Here is a 25,154-nt window from a genome sequence, read left to right as displayed (position 1 = left end):
TCCTTAAATATTAATAAGCATTACTAATAGCAATGCTTTGTTTTTTAATCGTTTTATAGATAAATAGGAGAATACCCAAAGCTAACCAGAAACATCCAAAAATCAGTGAAGATGAGTCAAGATTAAGCCAGAGGCAAATAATGCTGATTACAGAGATAAGCGGTAAAAATAGGTTTAGAAATTTGTTTTTAAAACCTGCGCGCTGTTTATCTTTAATATAAAACTTCATAAAAACAGAGAAATTTACGGCTGTAAAAGCGACTAGGGCACCAAAGCTGATGAGGCTTACGACTTGGGCTAAATCTAGAAAAACCGCGGACATTGAAATAAGACCAACAAACAAAACCGAAAAAAATGGTGTACCTAATGAGATATGAATTGTCCCAAAATACTTTTTAGGGAAAATATTATCGGTACCCATTATATACAGTAAACGTGAAGCACTGGCATGAGAGGCAAGGCCAGAGGCGACTGTGTTCATAATTTGTCCGCATAAGAATACGGATTGGAAAAAAGCACCACCCACGTAAAGCACAATTTCAGGTAATGCTTCTGAAGGATGTTGAAAGCGTAGATTATTTGGAAAATATAGCTGAATAAACCAAGCGGCTGTGAAAAAAATAAGCCCGCCAGCGAGAGTTGTTAACATGACTGCACGAGGAATATTTTTGGTGGGTTGTTTGGTTTCATTAGAAAGCGTGGTAACCGCATCAAAGCCCAAAAATGAAAAGCACAAAACTGAGGCACCCGCAACGAGTGGGAGTAAAGATTGGTGCTCATGCCAGAGTGGCGCCAAAGTAAGCACATGCTCATAACCTTGAGTCGAGCCAATACCCTTAATCACTAAATAAACAAAAATGACCATGAGTATGATCGGTGCAAACACAAACAACAGGCTTAAATTGGCGAGTAATCGAATGCGGAAACAATTCACTAAAGTGACTAGGCTTGCCGATACAAGCACCCAGAACCAGTAAGGCAGGCTTGGGATAAGGGCTGTGAGATAAATCGCAGCTAGCAAAACATTAATGAGGGGTAATAACAAATAGTCGAGTAGTGAACACCAACCGACAAAAAAACCACTTTTAGGCCCTAAACTTTCAGCAGTATAGCTATATGCCGAGCCTGATTTTTCTGAATTTTGACTAAATCTTGCATAGCTCCAAGCGGTAAGTAACATGGCACCAAGTGCGAGCAAATATGCCAGTGGCACATGTCCATTGGTAATGCCAGAGACAATACCGAAAGTGTCAAACACCGTCATAGGGGTCATGTAGGCAATACCAATAATCGTGACTTGCCAAAGAGACAGTTTTTTTAAGGAAGACGTTTTATTTTCCATGTCATTTCAACCTCAAATTCGTTGTTTTGCTTTTCATCCGGAAAAGCGATGCTATTTTTGAGCCAAAACTTCCCCTAGACTTGAATAAACACGTCTATTTGGAGAAAGTTTGTACAAAAGTGGGTGGCTGTTTCGCCTTGGTGATGCCCTAAAGCAAGATCAAATACTTATATCTTTGATATAACTCTAGATCACGACCAGTTGAAAAGATTGACACGGTCGTGACAGAAACTGCTCGGGGCTTTGGCCTTTAAATAATGTGCCTGTTCTGATGGTGATATCATTTGAAGTAATCACTCTAGAAGAGTCGTTAATCACAATTGCTTTTTGTTTAATGTTTTTAAGCTTCGGCATAAGAATTTTTTCGAGTGCGGAAACTAAAATATCGGTAGCAATCACACCGATAAATTGATCACGAATCATGACCGGATGGGCAAGGGTGATGGTGTATGCGCCATTGCAAATGTAGTCAACATAAGGCCCATGGATGCACGGACTTTTATTTTGAGCAGGTTTATGGAACCATTCAAAAGAGCGAAAGTCTAGAAATCGCTGAGCATTTTGATAGTTTTCAAGTTTAGCTTGTTGTAACTGATCTTCTTTTTTATACCACCATTCGAGTGTCCAATAATCTTGCTCTTCTTGCGTTGCAGGGCTATAACTTGCAAAACCAATACCTTGACTGTAATGGCTTTCCTGTAAGGCCTTTTTAATTTCCTTTTGCAAAGCTGAACGCTCTGAACCTGAAAGCTTAACGTCTTTGGTTTTTTCAGGTTCATGTTTTGAAAGAATTTTGCTCGCTTTGGTCGCCAGCTTTTCTGTAATGGCTGTCGTTTCCTCAACCACCGTCTTTAACAAATTTTGAAGCTCTTCTATATCTAAATGTTGGGTCATTCCTATAACTCCTAAAATTCCGTATTTCTCACTTGATACTTTATAAGCGCTCTACTTTATTGTTTTTATTCGATAGATAACTTATATCGAAGCATTTGGTCTGTTAGCATCGAAATGATTTTTCGCGCTTGAATAACAGCATCATCTTCATTGCCTTGAACAAAAGATGATAAAAGTTGATGGTATTGAGCGACGACCGATTGATGAAACTGATCATCTTGGTAAAGCACAGCAATGAGCGGTGCCCATTCGGCTTGTATGGTTAACTCTTGATTTGCCAGGCGAGCTGATTGAGCAAAAGAGGTGAGTGTTAATAAGCAACGTAAATCAAGTTGAGCACGTGTGTCTGCTTCAACGGCCTGTTCAAATTGATCAATAAGCTCTTTAATTTTGCCTAATTCATATTCAGTGGTTCTCTGTGCTGCCAAATATGCACCATGGCTTAAAATTGCACTGTGAAATTCGCCTAAATCAGCTAGATATTCATTGGACGCTTGGCGAAGAGGGTGCTTGTTTAAGAGTAAATCGGAAGGTAACTCACAAACAAAGCTTCCGCCGTTTCGCCCGCGTCGTGTATCAATCAGGCCTTTTACGCGTAAAGTATTTAACGCTTCACGGACCGTAATGGGTGACACTCCCATTAAGCGAGCTAGATCCGCCTCGTTAGGAAGCTGTTCATTGCTTTTGAGCAATCCAGAGATAATTGCATTTTCCAAGCGTTCCACAACTTGTTCCGATCGAGTTGCCTGAGCGATAGGTGCAAAAATTATCGTATATGCTGACATGGCGAATTCTCTAAAAGCTAAGTCAGAGACTTAGCTTAATGAAACGGATAAATGATTAAAACACGCCATATTGATGGACGGCCTGTTCATCTTCAGGCACAGCTGGTATTGCATCCCAAAGTTCAACAATTTTGCCATTATCTACACGCCATAATTCAAAATAGGCATGTCGATTTCCGGCAATACTTCCTTCGGAATGTGTCAAGACAAATTGACCATCAGCAATGGAGCGATGCGTTTTGGAGTATACCAAACCTTGTCCTTCATTACGGATATTGTTCAAAAAATCAATGACTGCTTTAACACCATCGCCAATGTCTGGACTATGTTGAATGAACTGATCGTTGTGAGTGTATTCTTTAAATGCTTCGTAATTGCCATCAATTAATGACTTCTTAAAGAAAGAGGTCACAATCTCACGATTTTCCTCTGGGTCATGGTGAGTGACGATTTCAGTCGGACCATCTAGTTGGGTTCTACCACTCACATTGGGTGCAGCTTCTGCTACCAGTCCATCCCAATGTTCCACAATTTTGCCATCTTTCACTCGGTAAATATCAAAGCCAACTAACGGGTTTTCATCTAATCCTTGAAAGCGGCCATGAATTGCAACCAAGTCACCATCTGCTAGTACACGTACAGCTTCGTGTTGCATATCGGGACAATCTTCTACCAATTGACGAAGACCTGAAATACCATTTGCAACGAGTGGTGAGTGCTCTATAAAGTCTTCAGAAAAATAACGGTCTAAAGCAGTGGTGTCGTGCAAATTAAAAAGCTCGTGATGGGCTTTAGTCACCAAGTCTTTCATTTCTTGCTTATTCATTTTGATCTCCTTTCAAAACGCATTGTTATTATTCGTTTGAACTCATCACATGTTTAACACGGGTATATTCTTCAAATCCGTAACCAGATAAATCTTTACCATATCCTGACTTTTTGAAGCCGCCGTGTGGCATTTCTGCGGTTAAAGGAATATGGGTATTAATCCAAACTGTACCGAAATCGAGTTCACGAGAAAGACGAGTGGCGCGGGCATGATCTTTAGTCCAAACACTTGAAGCTAAGCCATATTCAACATCGTTGGCTTTTTCAATCGCATCATTTTCATCGGTAAATTTTTGAACGGTAATCACTGGTCCAAAAATTTCATTTTGAATGGCTTCATCGTGTTGTTTTAAACCACTAATAACAGTTGGTTCAAAATAGAAGCCCGGACGGTCTGCTTGTTTTCCACCTGTTTCAACTTTGGCGTGAGCAGGTAAGTTGTCGATAAAGGCTTTAACATTTTTCAATTGGTTGGCATTGTTAAGTGGGCCATAAAGTGCGTCTTGATCATCGGGTTCACCAAAACGGGTATTTTTTGCAGCTTCAACCAACTTGCTTAAAAATTCATCATGAACAGATTCAGCCACAATGACACGTGTTGCTGCAGTACAGTCTTGGCCTGCGTTGAAATAGCCTGTTAAAGCAATCATTTCAACTGCTTTGTCTAGGTCAGCATCTTCAAAAACCACTACAGGTGCTTTACCACCAAGCTCAAGATGCGCTTTCGCTAGATTTGCTGCGGCAGAAGCTGCAACTTGTAATCCCGCACGAACTGAGCCTGTAATCGAAACAAGTGCAGGGGTTTTATGTGATACAACTTTTGAACCCACCTGAGCTTGACCTAACACTACGTTAAATGCACCTTTAGGGAAAAATGGTGCAGCAATTTCTGCCAGTAAAAGCGTACTTTCAGGCGTAGTATCACTTGGTTTAAGTACTACTGTGTTACCTGCGGCTAAAGCTGGAGCAATTTTCCAAACAGCCATCATGAGTGGATAGTTCCAAGGTGTAACTTGTCCAACTACACCGACAGGTTCGCGGCGAATAGAAGAGGTTAAACCTTCTAAATATTCACCTGAAGCAGTGCCATTGAGTAGGCGAGCAGCACCTGCAAAGAAACGAACCTGATCTGCTGATGCACCTACTTCCTCAGATGCGATTAAATGTTTTAACTGACCCGTATTACGACTTTGCGCTTCAATCAAACGATCAGCATTTGCTTCAATAGCATCTGCTAAATTCAGTAATGCTTTTTGACGAGTCGAAGGTGTACTGCGTCCCCAAATTTTAAATGCTTCTTTTGCAGCGGCATAAGCTGCATCAACTTCTGCCTCGGTTGCATTCGGTGATTGTGCATAAACTTCACCAGTTACTGGGCTTACCAAGTCGAAATAATCATTTCCTTTGCTAGCAACATATTCGCCGTTAATGAAGTGTTGTAGTTGAGTTTTAGCCATTTTTTATACCTTTTCCTTAGGTTTTAACATATAACATATAATACTATATGTATTATGTTTTAAATTTTCTGTCAAATGCTTTGATGAGGGGATTGAGTGAAAAAAGTTGGAATTTAAATCAAATTGGATTTTAAGTTTTTGATTTGATTATTTAAAAAATATTAAAAATTTATTGACGATTTTTAGGAGAAGTTGATTGTCGTACTAGTTCAGTAGATTTGATGAAAGACAATTGAAGAATTTTCTAATCGAGAGCAGCTTGATGAGCCAAACCTTATGCTTAGCCCATCAATTTTTCGTTCTTATTATTTGAAATTAAAGTGAATGATTAGGTCTTATGACTCGCAAGCAGAATGCTGGTTTCACTATTATAAATACCTGAAATGTTTCTGATTCTTTCTAAAACTTTATCGAAGTTTTCTAAAGTATCAGAGCGTAGCTCGACCAAAATGTCCCATTTGCCATTCGTTTTATGTAGACATTCCACGGCACTTTCTAGGCGTAATTCTTTAATCACAGACTGCGCTTTGGTCCCTTCAACCATAATGCTCATCCATGCACGGATGACGTTCCGTTCTGCATTGGGTTTAAACCGTACTGTATATCCGGTAATGATGCCTGAAGACTCTAAATACTCGATTCTCTTTTTTACCGTTGCTCTTGAAACATGAACTTTTTCGGCTAACTCAGTAACAGACATCCGTGCGTTATCTTTAAGCAAACCTAAAATAATTTGATCAATGTTATCCATATTGTAATTGTCAATTATCAGATTGGTAAAAATTAATTCATTTTTGACTGAATTACAAATTTTGTGAATCAATTTGATTTTGAATAATAGGGGCATCGGTTAAGCCTAATAATTCAATTTAATGGACTAGATAAGATGAATAATTTTGCAGTTTCTCGTAATGACTTTAACGACTGGATGGTTCCAGTTTTTGCACCGGCAAATTTCATTCCGGTACGTGGCGAAGGTTCACGTATTTGGGATCAAGAAAATAAAGAATATATCGATTTTGCAGGCGGGATTGCAGTAAATGCATTAGGTCATGCGCATCCAGTGGCAGTCAATGCGTTAACAGAACAAGCAAAAAAACTTTGGCACGTCGGTAATGGTTATACCAATGAACCCGTACTACGCCTTGCAAAACAACTCACTGAAAATACATTTGCAAACAAGGTTTTCTTCTGTAACTCAGGTGCAGAAGCGAATGAAGCAGCTTTAAAACTTGCGCGTAAAGTTGGGCTAGACAGTGGTATAGCTGGTAAAAGCGGTATCGTTGCATTTAACAATGCGTTCCACGGCCGTACCTTATTTACCGTTTCAGCGGGTGGCCAACCTAAATATTCACAAGACTTCGCACCACTTCCAAACGGTATTAGCCATGTTGCTTATAATGATTTAGAAGCGGCTAAAGCAGTCATTAATGAGCAAACTTGTGCAGTTATTGTTGAGCCGATCCAAGGTGAAGGCGGCGTTATTCCTGCTGACATCGAATTTTTAAAAGGCTTAAGAGCACTATGTGATCAGTTCGGTGCCTTACTTATTTTTGATGAAGTGCAAACGGGTGTAGGCCGTACAGGTGCACTTTATGCCTATATGAACTCTGGTGTTATTCCAGATGTGTTAACGACTGCAAAAGCACTAGGTGGCGGTTTCCCAGTCGGTGCAATGTTAACAACCGATAAGTTTGCTCCGCATTTTTCTGTCGGTACACATGGTACGACTTATGGTGGTAACCCGCTAGCAAGTGCGGTTGCTGGTGCAGTATTTGAGTTTATTAATACACCTGAAGTTCTGAAAGGCATTAAAGAGCGTCATGATTATTATAAAAAAGCTTTAAATCAATTAAATGAAAAGTATGAAATCTTTGAGACGATTCGCGGTGAAGGTTTATTGATTGGTTGTGCTTTAAAAGACAAATTTGCTGGTAAAGCAAAAGATATTAATAACCTTGCGGGCGAAGAAGGTTTACTGAGTCTTATTGCTGGTCCAAATGTTGTACGTTTTACGCCATCTTTAATTATTCCATTTGCTGATATTGATGAAGGTCTAAAACGCTTTGAACGTGCGCTTGCTCGCTTTGTAGAAATTCAAAAGGATGAACAAGCAGCATGATGATTATCCGTTACATCGAACCTAAAGATGTTAATGACCTTTACCTGTTGGCTCAAAAAGCGGGTTTTGGTTTGACATCTTTGCAGCCAAATATGGAAAAACTTGCTGCTCGTATTGAACGGGCGTGTAAGACAGTCGCAGGCGAACTTCCAAAGGCAGATCAGGTTTACTTATTTGTTTTAGAAGATACTGAACTCAATAAAATTGTCGGTGTTTGCGGTATTGAAGTCGCACTTGGCTTAAAAGAGCCTTGGTATAACTTCCATGTAGGAACACAAGTTCATGCATCTGAACCCTTAAGTGTTTATAACGCTTTACCTACTTTATATTTGAGTAATGACCATACCAACTGTAGTGAGCTTTGTACTTTATTTTTAGATCCTGACTATCGCTTAAATAAAAATGGCAAATTTTTATCTAAAGTCCGTTTCTTATTTCTCTCAGCATTCCGTCAATATTTTGAAGAAACGATTGTTGCTGAAATGCGTGGATACTCTGATGCAAATGGACAGTCACCATTTTGGAATGCGGTAGGTCACAAGTTTTTTAATATCGAATTTACCAAGGCCGATTATTTAAGTGGTGTAGGGCAGAAGGCTTTTATTGCTGAGCTGATGCCAAGACATCCCCTCTATGTCGATATGTTACCTGACGATGCTAAAGCTGCGATTGGCATTGTGCACCCAAATACTCGACCAGCCTACAACCTCTTGCTTGAAGAGGGGCTACGCTATAAAGGCTATATCGATATTTTTGATGGTGGTGCAACGCTGCAAGCGGATATCGAAAATTTACGGGCGATTAAAGAAAGCCAGTCTGTAACGGTTCAAATCGAACAGCCTCAAAATATCGCTGTAGGGGATGAGTCTTACATTGTGGCCAATGATGATTATGAAAATTATCGCGCCATTCTTGTGTATAGCCAGCCTCATCAGAACATATTGCAGTTAACAAAAGAACAGGCAAAACAATTGAATGTCGAAAATGGCTCTTTAGTTCGCGTGCTAAGTGTTCATGTTAAACAAGTTTCGAGTCCAGAAGTGGTCAATAAACTCAAAGCCACTGAATATTTGCGAATGGCTGTTAATTAAGCGGAAATTACTATACATTTCACCAAATTTAAGAAGGAATAATATATTATCGCTAGCGCAAGATGGGTATATGGATAAATACAATCTTGCTCGCTGAGCTGGAATTAATTAGCCTGTTTTCCTATATAAAAGGTAAATCAATAAAATATTTAATTAGTTTATATATTTTAAAGGTTTATTGAAATTATATTTTGGAGAGCAGGTTAATATAATAATGAAGGAAAGGATTTATGATTAATTTTTATTGTTATAGGTGATAGCTTTTAAAAAGGAATTTATAAGGTCTTAAGTGATTTAATAATATTTTTAGAATGGTTTAATGGACTAAATTAATAATCATATAATTTGTTTATTATTAAAGCATTTACGACGGTTGCTATAAATTGGAGTAAATATTACATGAGTAAGAATAACGGAAAGCAGTTCCTGGAAGGAGATCTTCTTGGTAGTCAACATATGACTGAGCAAGAAGAAGAGAAATTGCAGCGCTCATTGACAAATCGTCATATTCAAATGATCGCAATTGGTGGTGCAATTGGTACTGGGTTATTTATGGGTTCCGGGAAAACATTAAGTGTTTCGGGTACTTCAATTGTTTTAACCTATTTAATTATTGGTTTCTTCTTTTTCTTCGTGATGCGGGCAATGGGTGAATTGTTGCTTGCGAACACTAATTTTAAAACGTTCGCCGATTTTGCAACGGCTTATCTTGGTCCGTGGGCGGGGTTTTTCCTTGGTTGGTCCTACTGGTGTAACTGGATTATTACTGCGATTGCAGATGTGATTGTAATCGGGGGGTACATGCAGTTTTGGTATCCTGATTTACCCGTTTGGATTCCTGCATTTACTTCATTGGCCGTCTTAACCATACTCAACTTTGTGGCCGTTCGATTGTTCGGTGAACTTGAGTTTTGGTTCTCACTCATCAAAATTACTGCAATTATTCTATTTATTCTGGCTGGTATTTATTTAATAGGTACTGGGTTCACTTCTCCAAATGGGGTTAAGGCCTCAATGAGCCATTTGTTTGAAACAGAGTCGATGTTTCCTTATGGCGTAACTGGTTTCTTGGCAGGTTTTCAAATTGCCATATTTGCGTTTGTGGGTATTGAGCTTGTCGGGACGACTGCTGCTGAAACTAAAGATCCGCATAAATCACTTCCGAAAGCAATTAATTCTATTCCTTTACGCATTTTATTATTCTACGTCGGCGCGTTGGTTTGTATTATTGCGGTCACATCTTGGGCAAAGGTTTCACCAGAAAAGAGCCCATTTGTAGAAATGTTTACTTTGGTTGGATTACCAATTGCGGCAGGTTTAATCAACTTTGTTGTTGCGACTTCAGCTTTATCTTCTGCAAATAGTGGGATCTTTGCGACTAGCCGTATGTTATACGGTTTAGCTTTAGACAACGACGCACCTAAAAGCTTTAGTAAACTCTCAAAAAGAAAAGTTCCAATTAGAGGACTCGTATTTTCAATGGCGTGTGTAACGGTTGGAACATCTATTTTATTTATTGTTCCAAATGTCATGACAGCATTTACGATTATCTCAGCGCTGACTTCAATTTTATGTATTTTTACGTTTATGTTGATTGTGCTTTCTTATATTTATTATCGTAAGAAAAGTCCTGAGCTACATATCCAGTCAAAATATAAAATGCCGGGTGGGTTATTTATGGCTTGGATGACCATGTTGTTTTTAGTGTTTACTATCGTAATTTTGGCTTTAGACCATGATACTTTAATTGCACTTGAGTGTTCACCAATCTGGTTTATTGGTTTATTTATTGCCTATAAATATAAAAAGAAAAAGATGTTGCAGCTTGATATCTTGAAAGCTCAAAAGGTTGATTATATTTAATCTAGAAGATGAAATGCTTTTAAAGCTAGGCGTGTGTCTAGCTTTTTTTATGCTCTTAAATATTGAGATATATATTGTGTTTATGTAAAATAATGTGATTATACGTACAATTCTGTATATGAGATGTTAACTAAGAACTTTATAACTTCTTCTATTATTCTTTTTGCGGGTTTCCACCAATATGTCTATGCCATCGAAGACGTTTCTTTGCCCAGTCAGGAGATTGTAGGATTCGATAATCCTAGAGCTCAGATAGATTGGGATGAGTTTTTGTTAGAAAATAGTGTCAATAAGGGAAAGAAATATATTGCTATTATTGATAGTGGAAACCAAGAGGTCGATTTTACTACAACCTTTTATGGTTTTTGTGTCATTAGCCATAGATTCAAGCTTTTATTAGAGGAATATAGGCTTACTGATTGTATGGTTGTTCCATTAGAGTTTAATAAGCAATTATCTCAGCAGTTTTATCTCTTAATAGATCCCTTGCGATATGATTGTGTAGATGAAACTAATTCTGATTTCCAAAAGTTTATTGAAAACGATCCTGTAAGGCCCGATCTTGCGGGGCACTATAGGGCATTCTTTAAGTTAATTATTGATGCCGAAAAAACTGAGAATGCTGATTTTTTTCGAATTGATAAAGAAAATGCTACTATCATTGTAAGTCAGAATATAAAGGATATTTATGAGACAAATCATCTTACAGGGGCATGTTTTACTAAGGTGACTGTAGGCCAGTAATTTTAGATAGTAAATTTTTATTATTTTTTAGAATAAATTAGTTCAATATATGAATGACTTGATATATAAATAGTGTGATAAATATTTATATTAATTGTTGATCAATGAAAATCTACTAAAAAAAGCCTCATTACGAGGCTTTCTTTTATATTCTTTATTTAATACTTGGATCGCCTTTTTTCAAGAAAAAGCGAATCGCTAATTTTTGAAGGAATGTTCCATAAGGAGGGTGGAAAAGCTGAGTCGGGAAAAACCGATGACGAATAAAAACTGTTTTAGCATGTGAAAGTTCGCGGAAACCTTCCTCACCATGATATGACCCCATGCCTGAGTTGCCGATACCACCGAAAGGAGCATCATGGTTAACTACATGCCAACCCCAATCATTGATGGTCACACCACCCGAATGAGTCTCACGCAAAATACGATCACGTTCTATTGAACTATGCGTAAAGCAATAAAGGGCTAAAGGCCGTTCGTCCGATTTCACATAGGTAATCGCATCATCTAAAGAATCATAAGCCACCACAGGTAAAATAGGGCCAAAGAGTTCTTCTTTCATAATCCGCATGTCTGGCGTGCAATTCAGCACAATGTGCACAGGCATCCTGCGACCTTGTTGGTCAAAGCTATAAGTATCGCAAGGAATAATAAGGGCACCTTTTTCTTGCGCATCGGTCAAAATATCTTGAATACGTTTTAAATGGCGGCCGTTCACAATGGATGTGTAATTCTCATTATTTTCAATGTTTTGACCAAACATTTTTATAAAGCTTGATTTCGCAGCTTCAACAAATTCATCAATACTTTCTTTGGGAACCAACGCGTAGTCAGGCGCTACACAGATTTGACCACTATTAGTTGCTTTGCCATGGGTAATACGTTTTGCCGCATCGGCAAGTGGGTAATTACGGCTCACAATGGCCGGTGATTTGCCACCTAACTCAAGTGTAACAGGTGTTAGATTTTCAGCAGCAGCTCGCATGACGACTTTGCCAATGGCAGGAGAACCTGTAAATACAATATGGTTAAATGGCAAAGAGGTAAATCTTGCTGGGTCTGTAATTTCTTCACCAAACACGGCTACTTCATCTTCGTTAAAGACTTCGGCAAGCATGCGTCTTAGCATGGCATTGGTATTTGGTGTAATTTCAGGGAGTTTAATCATGACTCGGTTGCCTGCAGCTAATGCGGCAATGAGTGGGCCAAGTGCTAAATAAACTGGGAAATTCCAAGGTACAATCACACCAACCACGCCTTTAGGTTGGTATTGCACACTTAAACGGTTTGATAAAAATAAAAGCTCGGTACGGCGTTTACTTGGACGCATCCAGCGGCGTAAATGATGAATCGCATGATCAGCCTCTAACACAGAACCAAGCAAATCTAGTAGTTTAGATTCATCTACCGATCTAGAACTAAAATCGGAATTAATCGCAGCAGCTAAAGCATCTTGATAACGGATAATTTGTTTTTTAAGTTGATGCAGTTTTGTGCGGCGTGCTTCAAGACTTGGATAGGGGTCTGCCTCAAAATTGGCATGTTGTTTGGAAAAAATAAGTTCCATATGTTCAGTGGCAGAGCCGCTATATTCTTTTAAAGTGGAGCTTTCCATTATTGTTCCTTCCATACTTTTGCTTATCATACTTTATGCTTGAAGTGTCGTATGGTCGATGTTAAATTGAGACAACAAGAGGTAGTTTAGTGCCATTATGCACGTCACTCTAGGGATGGTGTGATTTAAATGCCTAAAAATCTTTATAAAAATGCGAATAGTGTTATCGAAGGAAATTATGATAATACACTCTTAGGTGCCAATACATATTTGCTGGGTTTAACCAGTTTATTTGATGAAGTGGGGTCGCAAGGCCATTCAATATCCGATGTTTTATCTGGCACAAATATTTCGCCAGATGCTATGAATCAATCCTCTTTATATATTTCCCAAGTCCAAAAAATTCAGCTATTTCAAAATATTCAAAAACTATCTCACGATCCTTTAATTGGACTACGCGCAGGACAAAAGCAGCGGTTGTCAGATTTTGGGGTGTATGGCTACGCACTATATTCTTCGCGTAATTTTAGACAAGCGGTAGAGCTTGGTATTCGACACATTAAGCTTGCAGGGCCTATTTTAAAGAAGTCATTTTATATTCGAGATGATGTTGCCGTTTTTGAAGGGCAGGACATTATTGCACTTGGTAAGCTTTTACCTTTAGTGTGCGAGTTTTGGTTTAGCTCTATGCAAACTTTAATTGAACGAGTGCTTGAAGGACCATTTCAAGCGAAGAAGCTTTTATTACCATACCCAGCGCCTGACTATGCAGAAGAATATGAAAAAGTTTTTCATTGTCCCGTTCAGTTTAATGCTGGGGTGATGCAATGGCACTTTGATTTAAAGTGGCTCGATGTACCTTGCCCAAATGCCAACCCGATTACCGCTGATATGTGTAAATCGTTTTGTGAGCGGATGCTAGGTGCTGCTGAACTTGAGGAGCCTGAGTTGGTGAAAACAATCCGTCTAATATTATTGGATGGAACAGGGCTTTTTCCATCGGCTCAAGAAATGGCCGAACGCTTACATATGTCAAAGAGGACCTTACATCGACGCTTGGCAGGGTTTAATTTGACTTACCAAGAGTTGTTAGATGAGACTCGGCGCCGTCTTGCGGATGAATATTTGCGAGAAACAACTTTAACCGTAGATGAAATTGCCGAAAGAATTGGCTTTTCAGATACTTCTAATTTTAGAAAAGCCTATCGCCATTGGACAGGCATTTCACCAAATGAGTATCGAATACAGTACCTAAATTAGGTTAAAGTTTGTCTGTTATTTAAATCGAGAAAGTAGCTTTTTCTGCAAAAATGGATTACAGAGCAAAATCGCAAATAAAATAATAAATATGCCGATAATACTGAATAGATCCGGTAATTCATGCCAAAAAACAAATCCCCAAATTCCTGCAAAAATAATAGCAATGTAATTCATTGGGCCAATTTGTCCTGCCGGCGCTAAGCTGTAGGCATAAGACATAAACAGTTGACTAATATTAGCTAAAAGTCCTGCGGCAATGAGTAATGCTAATTCATGCCAAGTGAAAATACGCCAATGCCAAAACATCGGAATAGAGGAAATTAAACTACCAAAAACACAGAAGTAAAAAACGATACGTTCAGGTGGCTCTGTACTGGTTAAAGCTCTTACGGTGACAAAGGCCATTGCTGATAAAAAGCATGCACCCAAGCCAATAAAAGATAATGCGTTAAATAGACCTTGATCGGGTTTAGCGACAAATAAAACTCCAATGAGCCCAATCACAGCGGCAAAAATCATAGACTTGGTAATTTTTTCTTTTAAGAAAAGCCATGCAATCAGTGGAATAAAGATAGGAGATGAATAACTAAAAACCATGGCGTTCGATAGTTTTAAGTTCGCAATGGCATAGAAAAAACCATACATAGCGGCTAGCCCGACAATGCTTCGCCAAGTATGCATCCAGAGTTTATCGGTTTTAATAAAATCTAGCCCCTGTTTAAAGAGCATCGGAATAAAAATAAATAAACCTACTGCATTTCTAAAAAACACGACGGTCGCATTGTCCACCGTTTGTGAAGCAAAACGAATGCACACTCCCATAATGGAAAACAATAATGCCGACGTCATAAGACAAAGCAGTGCTTTTCCAAGTTGTGTAGAGGGGAGGTTTGAAGCAGTTTGATTTTGCATAGAGAAATACAGTTCTTAATTTTCGATGTTATTTTAGCAGCGCTGTTAAGTTTTAGTGAAATGTGTCGTAATTAATAGGGGAAATAAGAAAGATGAGGTGATATAACCTCATCTTCTAAACCTTATTAGGTCACTGGTGCAGGGTTAAATACAGCGAGTGAGTTATGAATACCCCAACGGTCCGACCACGTTTGCTGCTCACCACTAGCCACGCGTAAAATCATTTCAAAAAGTTCCCAGCCCACTCCTTCAATAGTTTTCTTCCCAATCGCAATATCGCCAGCACTGATATCAATTAGGTCATACCAACGGTTTGCAATATTGTTTCGGCTTGCCATTTTAATGACAGGTACGGCTGCCAACCCATAGGGTGTACCGCGGCCTGTGGTAAATACTTGAACGGTAATACCCGATGCCATTTGCTGCGTACCACAGATAAAGTCACTTGATGGCGTTGCCGCAAAAATTAATCCTTTTTTAGTTGGTCTTTGACCCGGTGCGAGAACTTCTACAATAGGTGAGCGGCCCGATTTGGCGATCGATCCCATCGCTTTTTCTACAATGTTATTCAGTCCACCTTTTTTATTGCCGGGTGTGGTATTGGCACTTCGGTCCACTTGGCCTGCTGCTAAGTAGTCATCGTACCATTTCATTTCTCGAATTAAATCTTTGGCAACTTGTTCATTTGCTGCACGTGGAGTAAGTAGGTGAATGCCATCGCGGACTTCTGTAACTTCCGAAAACATGACTGTACCGCCACATTGCACAATCAGGTCAGCTGCGAAACCAACGGCAGGGTTAGAGGTAACTCCCGAAAATGCATCACTCCCACCACATTGCATGCCTACAACTAAATGAGAAGCTGGGACTTCTTCTCGAGTACGTTGATTAAGCTTTTCAAGGTGTTGTTCCGCCACGGATAAAATATGGTTGACCATACTTTCAAAACCGTTGTGGCGTTCATCTTGCAATTGAATAATATCTTCGTTTGCTAGGGGAATATATTTGTTTTCTTTAGGAATGTTTAGAAGACGTTCGGGTTGCATTTTTTCACAGCCCAGACTCACAACCATAATTTCTCCACCAAAATTAGGGTTGAGTGCAAGATTATGAATTGTACGAATAGGAACAATTGCAGCGGGTGCATCGATTGCCACGCCACAACCATATAAATGATTTAATCCGACTACACCATCTACATTTGAATATTTAGGAAGTAAATCACGTTCAATAATTTTAATGACATAATCGACAATACCTTCAACACAGTTAACACTGGTTGTAATACCTAAAATATTCTTTGTGCCGACACTGCCATCTTTATTTTTATAACCTTTAAATGTATATCCGCTCAAGGTTGGAAGCTTTGGATCAGGACGAGTTGCTAACTCAAGATCATCTAGCTCAGGTGCCTTAGGCATTTGGGTAACGGCTTCATTTACCCATGAACCTGCGGATAAATCTTTATTTGCATAACCAATAATTTCCCCATAACGAACAATTGCTTCACCTTGCTTTAATGACTTTAATAAAACTTTATGTCCCTGCGGCACATGATCAACCAAGGTGAGTTGGTATTCTTCAATATGTGTAGAAGGTGGTAAACCGCCGTCATTCACTACAATGGCTACATTATCAAGAGGACTAATTCTTATGAGGAGAGGCTTCAGCATGATCATTCCTTGTATACATTTGAAGAGAGGTCATAACGCTTAAGTTAGTTAAGCGTTATGACTTAAAGTTTTAAGAGGTAGGTTTTAACTCGAAGCGCTGGATTTTGCCGACAATAGCGGTATAGCAAATCACTGCTGCAATCGCATGCACACCGACATAAGTCAATGCAAGGTTGAAAGAACCAGTACTTGCTAAGATATAGCCGATCACAATTGGGGTCACGATTCCTGCCGTATTACCAAACGCATTCATCATTCCTCCTGATAAGCCCACCATTTCTTTTGGTGCAACATCAGACATGACTGCCCAACCTAAAGAGCCGATGCCTTTCCCAAAGAAAGATAAGGACATAAAGAATACAATTGCTGCTTGAGAGTCGACGTAATTACACATAATGATTGAGGTTGAAACCAAGAATCCGACTACGATAGGTAGCTTTCTTGAAAAGCTTAAGCTGTAATTCATTCGAATTAACTTATCTGAAATCAAGCCACCTAAAATTCCACCTACAAAGCCGCAGAGTGCAGGTGCAACTGCTGCAAAACCAGCCTCTAAAATGCTGAGATGTCTTTCTTTGACAAGGTAAACAGGGAACCAAGTCAAGAAAAAATAGGTCAGTGTATTTACACAATATTGCCCAATAAAAATACCGAGCATCATACGTGAAGCAAGCAATTGTTTAACTTTACTCCAAGTAATTTTCTCTTTTTTACTATTTTGGCTATTTTCACCCATGTCGAGTAAAGCACCTTCTGAAGCAATATATTTTACTTCTTCGGGATTTACTGTTGGATGATTGGTTGGGCTATAAATGACCTTAAGCCAGATAAAGGAAAGAATGATTCCAAGACCACCCATGACCCAGAAAATAGACTGCCAGTGGACGGTTGCAACAAGCCAACCCATTAGGGGAGCAAAAAGTACGGTTGAGAAATAAGAGGATGAGTTAAAAATGGCAGCGGCAGTTCCACGTTCTTTGGTTGGAAACCATGCGGCAGCAATTTTACTGTTACCCGGAAAAGCAGGCGACTCAGACAAACCAACTAAAAATCTGAGTACAAAGAGTGAAGTAATGATGGTCGCAGTATCACCTAAAATGTCGGTAAAACCGATTAAAACCGTGAATAAAGACCATAAAAACAGACTCCAGAAATATACACGGCGAGCACCAAACTTATCGAGTAGCCAACCACCTGGAATTTGACCAATTACATAGGCCCATGCAAAGGCCGAGAAAATATAACCCATGGTGACTGAGTCGATTCCCAGCTCATGAGACATTGGCGTTGCAGCCATTGAAAGGGTTGCACGATCACCGTAATTAAAAGCCGTGACCAAAAAAATCATCGCAAGAATGTAGTAGCGAGTTTTTGTATGTTTGGCTCTTTGCTGAGTCACTACAGCAATATTTGTTTGCAGATTATCCATATACAAACTCTTTTTAATAATCGACCTATTTGCATATCCGTGAAATAGGTGACGTCATGTCAAATTCATCGATAGAATAGATGAGAAAACGGAATTTTGTATCTACTCTATAGTCCTAGTTCTAAAACCGCGTCTTTAGATGTATGACATCATATGATTAAAAATATTATTTTGGCAAGTAGGGTCGAAAAATAATTTTTATGCGGGTTTATATTGACAAGTTGTCTGATGTCTTATAAGTTTTGGTAATGAAAAAATAGTATCAGAATGCCAAGGAGTATTTTAATGGCGACCTCTACACCTATCGTTAAATCAATTCGAGTAATTCCTGTTGCTGGACATGACAGCATGCTGCTCAATTTGAGTGGTGCTCATGGACCTTATTTCACTCGTAACATACTTATTATCGAAGATAACTCTGGAAATATTGGTGTAGGTGAAATTCCGGGTGGAGAAAAAATTTTAGCGACATTAAATGATGCTAAAGCCTTGGTAGAAGGGCAGCCGATTGGCGAATATAAAAATCTACTTAAAAAAATTCAGCAAACTTTTGCTGATCGTGACAGTGGTGGTCGAGGCAATCAAACCTTTGATTTACGTACCACAATTCATGTTGTAACGGCTTATGAGTCAGCATTACTGGATTTGCTTGGCAAGCATTTAAATGTGAATGTCGCAAGCTTACTAGGTGAAGGCCAGCAACGTAGTGAAGTTGAAGTTTTAGGATATTTATTCTTTATCGGTGACCGAAAACAGACTTCATTAGACTATGCGACTACACCTAAGCATAACCATGACTGGTATAAAGTCCGTCATGAAAAAGCGTTAACACCCGAGGCAGTACAGCGTTTAGCAGAAGCATCTTATGACCGTTATGGTTTTAAAGACTTTAAGTTAAAAGGTGGTGTATTACAGGGCGAACAAGAAGCTGAAGCTGTTACAGCAATCGCGCGCCGTTTCCCGGATGCGCGTGTGACACTTGATCCAAACGGAGCATGGTTTTTAGATGAAGCAATTGCTTTAGGTAAACATTTAAAAGGTGTGCTGGCCTATGCGGAAGACCCGTGTGGTGCAGAACAAGGTTATTCAAGCCGTGAAATTATGGCCGAGTTTAAACGTGCAACAGGCTTACCCACTGCGACCAATATGATTGCTACGGACTGGCGAGAAATGTCGCATAGTATTCAATTGCAAGCTGTTGATATTCCTTTGGCTGATCCACATTTTTGGACATTGGAAGGTTCGGTTCGAGTTTCACAGCTCTGCAATATGTATAACTTAACGTGGGGTTCGCATTCTAATAATCACTTTGATATTTCACTTGCCATGTTTACCCATGTTGCTGCCGCTGCGGTAGGTAAGGTAACGGCAATTGATACGCACTGGATTTGGCAAGAAGGTACAGATCAGCTCACTAAAGCACCGCTTGAAATTAAAGACGGTAAAATTCAGGTGCCAACAGCACCGGGACTTGGGGTTGAGCTGGACTGGGATAGAATTAATCAAGCCCATGAACTGTATAAATTAAAAGGTTTAGGGGCTCGTAATGATGCCGATGCGATGCAATTTTTAATACCAAATTGGTCATTTAATAATAAAAAGCCGTGTTTGGTTCGTTAATGTTTTACCGATATCTTTGAAAAATTCGCTTTTTGAGTTTTCTTAATGCTTTGCTGTCCATATGGGCAGCTTTTTTTATGTCTAACGATTAGTCCTAATATTGAGAGTTTTTAAAGATGTTTTATAAAACAATAGGTTAAATTATTTTAGATAATGAACTTTGATCTTTTTAAAAAATTTAATTTTTCAGAGGAAAAATATATTGATTAAAATAAAATTTATGATGTAAGATGTCTGACAACATAAACATGTATGGATATTTTCTAATGGATGCTCTTGAGTTAAAAAACATTGTTTCTGATGGCCTTCTTTCTTTTCCGGTTACTGACTTTGACCAAAATGGGGACTTTAACAAATCTTCTTATGCAAAACGTCTTGAATGGTTAGCGCCTTATGGTGCAAATGCATTATTTGCTGCGGGTGGTACAGGCGAGTTTTTCTCGTTAACTGGAAGTGAATACTCTGACGTGATTAAAACAGCTGTCGATACTTGTAAAGGTAGTGTACCGATTATTGCTGGGGCAGGTGGTCCGACACGTCAGGCGATTGAACAGGCAAAAGAAGCAGAGCGCTTAGGTGCACACGGTATTTTGTTAATGCCGCATTACTTAACTGAAGCAAGCCAGGAAGGTTTGATCGAACATGTCAAACAAGTATGTAACTCAGTAGATTTTGGCGTAATTTTTTATAATCGTAGCGTTTCAAGATTAAATCTCGATTCAATCCAAAAATTAGCCGAGATGTGCCCGAACTTAATCGGATTTAAAGACAGCTCTGGTCAAATCGATATGATGACAGCAGTGACTCAGACTATGGGTGATCGTTTGTCATATTTAGGTGGTTTACCAACAGCAGAAGTTTTTGCAGCGCCATATAAAGCCTTAGGTTGTCCAGTTTATTCATCAGCTGTATTTAACTTTATTCCAAAGACTGCAATGGAGTTTTATAACGCGCTTCGCAGTAATGACTTTGAAACAACTAATCGTTTAATTAAAGATTTCTTCTTGCCATTGATAAAAATTCGCGACCGTAAATCTGGTTATGCTGTAAGCATGATTAAAGCAGGTGCCAAAATTGTTGGGCACGACGCAGGTCCTGTGCGTCCACCATTAAGTGATTTAACTCAAGCAGACTATGAAGATTTGGCTGCTCTCATTGTGACACTTGGTCCGCAATAATTCTAACTGTTTAGGTATTGGAGCTTTAAAATGAGTAAAAATAACGGTCGGCAGTTTATTAATGGCGAACGCGTTGCTGCAAATGCACCAGCTTTAGAAAGTATAGCTGCAAAAGACTATCAGCCAACAGGTTATGTATTTAGTCAGGCAACACTTGAAGAAGTAGATCAGGCTGCTCAAGCTGCGCATAACGCTTTTTTAGTTTATAGCCAAACGACTCAAGAACAACGTGCATCTTTTCTTGAAGAAATTGCTCGCCAAATTGAAGCATTGGGTGCGAACTTGCAAGAGGTTGCTTCACTTGAAACAGGTTTGCCACTTGCTCGTCTTCAAGGGGAGACAGGGCGGGTTACTGGCCAGCTAAGACTATTTGCTGAACTTTTACGCCGCGGCGATTTTTATGGTGCCCGTATTGATGTGGCATTGCCAGAACGTAAGCCTTTACCGCGTGTCGATCTACGTCAGTATAAAGTTGGGGTAGGGCCAGTTGCCGTGTTTGGCGCGAGTAATTTCCCACTTGCATTTTCAACTGCAGGCGGTGATACCGTAGCTGCTTTAGCAGCAGGGTGTCCGGTTGTCTTTAAAGCACACTCTGGCCATATGGCAACTGCTGAGCTTGTTGCAGAAGCCATTGAAAAAGCAATTGAAGTTTGCGATATGCCTAAAGGCACATTCAATATGATTTTTGGTGGCCGTATTGGCGCAAACTTGGTAGAACATCCACTGATTCAGGCAGCTGGTTTTACGGGTTCTCTTGAAGGCGGAATGGCACTTTATAACCTTGCGCAGAGCCGTCCTCAGCCAATTCCTTTCTTTGCTGAAATGTCGAGTGTGAACCCTGTGGTGGTTTTACCTGAAGCACTTCATTCACGTGGTGAACAAATTGCTCAGGATACGGTTGCCTCATTCAATATGGGATGTGGTCAGTTCTGTACAAAGCCAGGTCTAATTTTAGGTGTAAAAGGCCCCGAGTTTGATCGCTTTATTACGGCTTTAGTTGAAAGCACGCAAAAAGCTGTGCCTCAGGTTATGTTGAATGAAGGTACTTTAAAAAGCTATCGAACTGGTATTGATGCATTAATAAATGAAGCTGGTTTTGAAGTTATTGCGACAGGACAAGAGGCCGAGCTAGTTTCTCAAGCAAAAGCACATCTGTTTAAAGCGGACCAATCTGTTTTATTGTCAGGCAATCCGAAGCTTCAACATGAAGTTTTCGGGCCAATGTCGATTGTGATTGCAGTCGAAGATGAAGCCACTCTGTTGAAGGGGATTGAAGCTTTAGGTGGACAGCTTACAGCAACCATTATTGGTGATGAAAACGAGTTGTCTAAGGCAGGCGAGCTTCTTGATTTGTTAACCCGTAAAGCTGGCCGTGTATTGTTTAATGGTTTCCCAACAGGGGTTGAAGTGTCTGATGCGATGGTGCATGGGGGGCCTTTCCCTGCAACAAGTGATGCACGCGGAACTTCGGTAGGTACGGGAGCAATTGAGCGCTTCTTGCGTCCGGTATGTTTCCAAAATACGCCACAAGTTTTATTACCCGATGTATTAAAAGATAGTAATCCACTACAGATTACTCGTCTGGTCAATGGACAGTTAACTCAGGCTCAAATTTAAAAGTTGTGCAGCTCAATTAAAGCTATTGGGCTGCATATTTTTTAACTTATTCAACGTATTATTAAATATCATCAGAAGCATAAGTTGCTTACTTTTTAAATATGTGTGAGGGTTTGATAAGAGAGATAAAATATTTTGATTTTAATAACTTAGAGGTATAAAAACCGAATATGACTATCGTCTAAGTTTATAGTAAAATGAATTTTCTAATTTTTTCAACATTTCATGAGTTCTTCAAATTATGTCTAGTGCAATTAAACCTAGATCAACAAAAAAACTAAGCCAGATTATTGTAGAACAACTGATCGAAAAAATTCAGTCTGGAGACTTCCAAGTCGGAGAGAAAATTCCGACCGAACTTGAATTAATTGAAACTTTTGAAGTAAGCCGTTCTGTTATTCGCGAAGCAATTACTGAGTTGCGTTCATTAGGGTTTGTCGAGACTCATCACGGGATTGGTACTTTTGTAAAAGAACAGACAGTTGAGCAAAATTTTTTGCTGTCTAATGCCAGTTTAGAAACCATTAACGATATTGTTTCTTTACTTGAGCTTAGGATTAGTCTTGAGTCGGAAGCTGTCTTTTTAGCATCTGAGCGCCGTAAGCAAATCCATATTGATAAAATGAAAGCTGCGCTTCAAGACTTTGAGCGTCATATTTCATCAGATGCCAATGATGGTACGGTAAAAGCTGACTATGATTTCCATATTGCCATTGCTGAAGCTTCTGAAAACCAATATTTCGTTGATTTTCTAAAGTATCTTGGCGAAAAAATTATTCCACGTGCACGTTTAAAATCTATTGAGCAAAGTCCTGAAAACCGCGAAGAATATTTAAAAGCGGTTCACCATGATCATGTCAATATTTATAACGCAATTGTCGATCAGGATGGTTTATTGGCCCGACAAATGATGCGAGCTCATTTGTCTAAAAGTATTAAAAAGTTTAAGCAGTGAGCTTGAGCTAAGATTGGGCAGAGTAAGATAAAAAGAGAGCTTAAGTAAGCTCTCTTTTTATCTTATTGGATGTTATTTACAGCTAAAGTTTTCAGCTTTTTCGCTATCACCTTGACCATTGTAACGGGCGATCAGTGGGTAAGGGCAAAGTGGACGGGTGCGGTCTGGCGCCCAGTCTTGTGGAAGCTCAGTATTGATTTGACCACTTGGGTTACCTGCGCCGCGTGCGGTTGCAATGATTTTGTCAGGTGCTTGTCCATATTCCACCCAGTTAACTAAAGCAGTCAATGCATCAAACTGGTCGGTCGCAATACCATCACGGGTATGGTTCATACCCGGAACTCTAAAGAAACGCGCAAATTCAGGCGCTGTACCTTTCGCATCATTTTTATAGTGTTGTAGCAGTTGATCGTACCAATTTTGGGTGTCATCTACAGAGAAAACGCCATCTGCTGTGCCTTGTACCACAATCATTTTTCCACCGTGATTACGGAGTTTATCTAGATTAAGTTCATCAGGTGGCATCATGAAAGACATCGAACTTTCAGTATAAACATCATTGGTTGCCGAGAGTTTTGGATAGTCGGTATCGAAGTTAAAATTAAAGGCAAATTGTCTAGAATTTTGAGTCACAGTTGGGTCTGGTGGAACCTGAAAAAGAATTCCAACTGCAACGGGGTCACGTGCTGTTCCCACAGAAGATTCAAATTTCCAGCTTGCCCAGTTACTACCGACTAAACCGGGGTCGAAAGGTTGGGTTGCATAGAGGGCTTGTCCAGCAGAGTTTACAGGACCACGGTAAATGTTGGCTAATACATCAATTTGTTCGGTGCTTAAACAAGTCCCATCTCTTGTGCTTGAGCAAACGGGTACATGCTTATGAATATCAAAAGCTGTACGGCAAGCTTCGACATCTTGAACCAGCCCATCTGCAACACCGTCTAAGGCATCGCATCGATCTAAAATAGCTTTTGCTAATACTTTGCGCTCTGGAAGAGTTAGAGCAGTACTTAGGTCATTTTCATCTGTTGCGACACGACGAAGCTGTTGTGCTGTGTAGAGTTGAGCCGCGGCTGCACGAGGTAAGTGAAAACCCGGTGTGCTTGCCAAAATTCCATCATATTGATCGCCCAAACGGGTTGCGGCAATCATGGCATGACGTCCGCCGTTCGATGTGCCGCCTGCATAGGAGCGGTCTGGCAATTTACCATATGCGGCTTTAATTAGGTTTTTTGCCATAGGCGTGAGTTTGGTAATCGCACCGTAGCCGTAGTTAATTCTGGCTTGAGGGTCTAAACCGAACATTGGATTTTGTGAGGCATTATGTCCAGCATCGGAAGAAATGACCGCAAAACCATCATGCAGGGCATTGGTCAGCGGGCCACCACTGCCGACCTGACCTGTTGCAGGGACTAAATTACCATCGGTTCCGCCATTGCCTTGATAGAGGAAACGACCATTCCAGTCTATTGGTAAGCGCATTTCAAAACCAATTTGATAAGTTTGTCCATCGATCGGGCTTACACGTTGGTCCATATAACCTTTGATCAAACAATGAGCGCCAATCGGTTTGTTGGCGACAGTCAAGGTGCCTGCTTCTTGAAGGGTAGCTGAGCTAATGACTGTATTGTTGTATTGAAATCCGAATAAGTCCGTACAGCTTCCTGTCATTTTTACGCCCACAGCAGGAGACAACTGCGGTGGTTTGGTTGTTGAGGGAATCGTTGTGTCATCATTATCACTTCCACAGCCTGCCAAAGAACCAAGCATGGCAAGCACTAAAGCGGAGTGGGTTAAAATTCGTTTATTTTTGGTGTAATTCATTTATT

General features: G+C 39.7%; 20 protein-coding genes and 1 pseudogene. 10 read left to right on the top strand and 11 right to left on the bottom strand.

From position 1 onward, the window contains the following. Window positions 1–10: 10 nt before the first annotated feature. The 6 genes from HMPREF0013_RS10585 to HMPREF0013_RS10560 all read right to left on the bottom strand — a co-directional run bounded on the left by HMPREF0013_RS10585 (window position 11) and on the right by HMPREF0013_RS10560 (window position 6,057). A complete protein-coding gene (locus tag HMPREF0013_RS10585) occupies window positions 11–1,342 on the bottom strand; it encodes an APC family permease (RefSeq protein WP_002120563.1) in 1,332 nt (443 codons plus the stop codon). Between the two features lie 186 nt (window positions 1,343–1,528). Then, complete coding sequence (locus HMPREF0013_RS10580; protein WP_000191916.1) at window positions 1,529–2,236, bottom strand: cache domain-containing protein; 708 nt, start codon at window positions 2,234–2,236, stop codon at window positions 1,529–1,531. A 65-nt stretch (window positions 2,237–2,301) separates the two neighbouring features. Continuing rightward, a complete protein-coding gene (locus HMPREF0013_RS10575; protein WP_002120532.1) occupies window positions 2,302–3,021 on the bottom strand; it encodes a FadR/GntR family transcriptional regulator in 720 nt (239 codons plus the stop codon). A gap of 55 nt (window positions 3,022–3,076) precedes the next feature. Continuing rightward, window positions 3,077–3,847 (bottom strand): nuclear transport factor 2 family protein, encoded by a 771-nt coding sequence (locus HMPREF0013_RS10570; protein ID WP_002120573.1) that lies wholly within the window; start codon window positions 3,845–3,847, stop codon window positions 3,077–3,079. Between the two features lie 28 nt (window positions 3,848–3,875). Next, window positions 3,876–5,306, bottom strand: coding sequence for a gamma-aminobutyraldehyde dehydrogenase (locus tag HMPREF0013_RS10565; RefSeq protein ID WP_002120548.1), 1,431 nt, complete (start codon window positions 5,304–5,306; stop codon window positions 3,876–3,878). A 328-nt stretch (window positions 5,307–5,634) separates the two neighbouring features. Next, on the bottom strand, window positions 5,635–6,057 hold the full coding sequence (locus HMPREF0013_RS10560) for an Lrp/AsnC family transcriptional regulator (protein WP_002120489.1): 423 nt from the start codon (window positions 6,055–6,057) through the stop codon (window positions 5,635–5,637). Between the two features lie 135 nt (window positions 6,058–6,192). Here HMPREF0013_RS10560 and HMPREF0013_RS10555 point away from each other — a divergent pair, with 135 nt between their 5' ends. From HMPREF0013_RS10555 to HMPREF0013_RS10540, 5 genes and pseudogenes are all read left to right on the top strand, one after another. Continuing rightward, a complete protein-coding gene (locus HMPREF0013_RS10555) occupies window positions 6,193–7,428 on the top strand; it encodes an aspartate aminotransferase family protein (protein ID WP_002120524.1) in 1,236 nt (411 codons plus the stop codon). Next, a complete protein-coding gene (gene astA, locus HMPREF0013_RS10550) occupies window positions 7,425–8,519 on the top strand; it encodes an arginine N-succinyltransferase (protein ID WP_002120521.1) in 1,095 nt (364 codons plus the stop codon). The genes HMPREF0013_RS10555 and astA overlap by 4 nt, the downstream gene beginning before the upstream one ends. 399 nt (window positions 8,520–8,918) lie before the next feature. After that, window positions 8,919–10,382: an amino acid permease gene (locus HMPREF0013_RS10545; RefSeq protein ID WP_017481360.1), complete on the top strand. Its 1,464-nt coding sequence runs from the start codon at window positions 8,919–8,921 to the stop codon at window positions 10,380–10,382. Between the two features lie 123 nt (window positions 10,383–10,505). Then, window positions 10,506–10,601, top strand: a pseudogene (locus HMPREF0013_RS25280) (hypothetical protein); the annotation flags it as partial. Further along, window positions 10,590–11,126, top strand: coding sequence for an imm11 family protein (locus HMPREF0013_RS10540; protein ID WP_225247874.1), 537 nt, complete (start codon window positions 10,590–10,592; stop codon window positions 11,124–11,126). The pseudogene HMPREF0013_RS25280 and the gene HMPREF0013_RS10540, both read left to right, overlap by 12 nt. Before the next feature lie 154 nt (window positions 11,127–11,280). Here the strand turns inward: HMPREF0013_RS10540 and HMPREF0013_RS10535 are convergent, their stop codons facing one another. Next, entirely contained in the window at window positions 11,281–12,741 is a 1,461-nt protein-coding gene (locus HMPREF0013_RS10535; protein WP_002120537.1) for a coniferyl aldehyde dehydrogenase, read from the bottom strand. 129 nt (window positions 12,742–12,870) lie between these two features. On the opposite strand from HMPREF0013_RS10535, the gene HMPREF0013_RS10530 reads away from it, so the two are divergent. Continuing rightward, window positions 12,871–13,941, top strand: coding sequence for an AraC family transcriptional regulator (locus HMPREF0013_RS10530; RefSeq protein ID WP_002120545.1), 1,071 nt, complete (start codon window positions 12,871–12,873; stop codon window positions 13,939–13,941). 15 nt (window positions 13,942–13,956) lie between these two features. Here HMPREF0013_RS10530 and HMPREF0013_RS10525 read toward each other — a convergent pair whose 3' ends face one another. The 3 genes from HMPREF0013_RS10525 to HMPREF0013_RS10515 form a co-directional block, all read right to left on the bottom strand. After that, complete coding sequence (locus HMPREF0013_RS10525; protein ID WP_001181015.1) at window positions 13,957–14,853, bottom strand: DMT family transporter; 897 nt, start codon at window positions 14,851–14,853, stop codon at window positions 13,957–13,959. A gap of 125 nt (window positions 14,854–14,978) precedes the next feature. Then, complete coding sequence (gene garD / locus HMPREF0013_RS10520) at window positions 14,979–16,526, bottom strand: galactarate dehydratase (RefSeq protein WP_002120551.1); 1,548 nt, start codon at window positions 16,524–16,526, stop codon at window positions 14,979–14,981. 70 nt (window positions 16,527–16,596) lie between these two features. After that, a complete protein-coding gene (locus HMPREF0013_RS10515; protein ID WP_002120540.1) occupies window positions 16,597–17,955 on the bottom strand; it encodes an MFS transporter in 1,359 nt (452 codons plus the stop codon). A 285-nt stretch (window positions 17,956–18,240) separates the two neighbouring features. Here HMPREF0013_RS10515 and gudD point away from each other — a divergent pair, with 285 nt between their 5' ends. The 4 genes from gudD to HMPREF0013_RS10495 all read left to right on the top strand — a co-directional run bounded on the left by gudD (window position 18,241) and on the right by HMPREF0013_RS10495 (window position 23,325). Beyond that, window positions 18,241–19,575: a glucarate dehydratase gene (gene gudD / locus HMPREF0013_RS10510; RefSeq protein ID WP_002120503.1), complete on the top strand. Its 1,335-nt coding sequence runs from the start codon at window positions 18,241–18,243 to the stop codon at window positions 19,573–19,575. Window positions 19,576–19,841: 266 nt separating this feature from the next. Continuing rightward, window positions 19,842–20,753 carry a 5-dehydro-4-deoxyglucarate dehydratase gene (gene kdgD, locus HMPREF0013_RS10505; RefSeq protein ID WP_002120561.1) on the top strand — a complete coding sequence of 304 codons (912 nt, stop codon included), beginning with the start codon at window positions 19,842–19,844 and terminating at the stop codon, window positions 20,751–20,753. 30 nt (window positions 20,754–20,783) lie between these two features. Beyond that, on the top strand, window positions 20,784–22,370 hold the full coding sequence (locus tag HMPREF0013_RS10500; protein WP_002120529.1) for an aldehyde dehydrogenase (NADP(+)): 1,587 nt from the start codon (window positions 20,784–20,786) through the stop codon (window positions 22,368–22,370). Between the two features lie 241 nt (window positions 22,371–22,611). Beyond that, on the top strand, window positions 22,612–23,325 hold the full coding sequence (locus tag HMPREF0013_RS10495; RefSeq protein WP_002120549.1) for a FadR/GntR family transcriptional regulator: 714 nt from the start codon (window positions 22,612–22,614) through the stop codon (window positions 23,323–23,325). Between the two features lie 72 nt (window positions 23,326–23,397). On the opposite strand, the gene HMPREF0013_RS10490 is transcribed toward HMPREF0013_RS10495, so the two are convergent. After that, window positions 23,398–25,149, bottom strand: coding sequence for a tannase/feruloyl esterase family alpha/beta hydrolase (locus HMPREF0013_RS10490; RefSeq protein WP_002120498.1), 1,752 nt, complete (start codon window positions 25,147–25,149; stop codon window positions 23,398–23,400). Between the last annotated feature and the right edge of the window lie 5 nt (window positions 25,150–25,154).

Source organism: Acinetobacter sp. SH024 (assembly GCF_000163635.1).
In the GTDB taxonomy this organism is placed as follows: Bacteria; Pseudomonadota; Gammaproteobacteria; order Pseudomonadales; family Moraxellaceae; genus Acinetobacter; species Acinetobacter pittii.
The sequence above is the reverse complement of the archived record's forward strand: the minus strand, read 5'-3'. Positions and strand labels throughout refer to the sequence as shown.